General features: G+C 39.5%; 4 tRNA genes. All 4 read left to right on the top strand.

From position 1 onward, the window contains the following. Positions 1–5: 5 nt before the first annotated feature. The 4 genes from AAEY68_RS20730 to AAEY68_RS20715 all read left to right on the top strand — a co-directional run bounded on the left by AAEY68_RS20730 (position 6) and on the right by AAEY68_RS20715 (position 548). Positions 6–81 (top strand) — tRNA-Lys (locus AAEY68_RS20730). Between the two features lie 70 nt (positions 82–151). Continuing rightward, a tRNA-Lys gene (locus AAEY68_RS20725) sits at positions 152–227 on the top strand. An 84-nt stretch (positions 228–311) separates the two neighbouring features. Next, positions 312–387, top strand: a tRNA-Lys gene (locus AAEY68_RS20720). A gap of 85 nt (positions 388–472) precedes the next feature. After that, positions 473–548: transfer RNA gene (locus AAEY68_RS20715), tRNA-Lys, on the top strand. Positions 549–552: the final 4 nt, after the last annotated feature.

Below are 552 nucleotides of genomic sequence, written 5' to 3'. Positions count from 1 at the left end.
AGAGCGGGTTATTAGCTCAGTTGGTAGAGCAGTTGACTTTTAATCAATTGGTCGATGGTTCAAATCCATCATAACCCACCATTCTTTGAATGGTCTTTTATCGGCGGATTTACGTAGAATACTAAGTTGTTATAAAACGCAACGTCAGAGCGGGTCATTAGCTCAGTTGGTAGAGCAGTTGACTTTTAATCAATTGGTCGATGGTTCAAATCCATCATGACCCACCATTCTTTATTCCTTGTGAATAGTGTGTGGCATCAATCGGCGGATTTACGCAGGCTTTAACTTAGAAATAAGTTAGCAACTGGAACGGGTTATTAGCTCAGTTGGTAGAGCAGTTGACTTTTAATCAATTGGTCGATGGTTCAAATCCATCATAACCCACCATTCTTTATTCCTTTGAATAGTGATTGGTTCCAATCGACGGATTTACGTAAAGTAGTAAGTTGCATTTAAAACGCAACAATAGAGCGGGTTATTAGCTCAGTTGGTAGAGCAGTTGACTTTTAATCAATTGGTCGATGGTTCAAATCCATCATAACCCACCATTCT

It is taken from the genome of Pseudoalteromonas sp. RB2-MNA-CIBAN-0110 (assembly GCF_040309305.1).
In the GTDB taxonomy this organism is placed as follows: domain Bacteria; phylum Pseudomonadota; class Gammaproteobacteria; order Enterobacterales; family Alteromonadaceae; genus Pseudoalteromonas; species Pseudoalteromonas arctica.
Note: the sequence above shows the minus strand (reverse complement) of the source record. Positions and strands in the feature narration are given on the sequence as shown.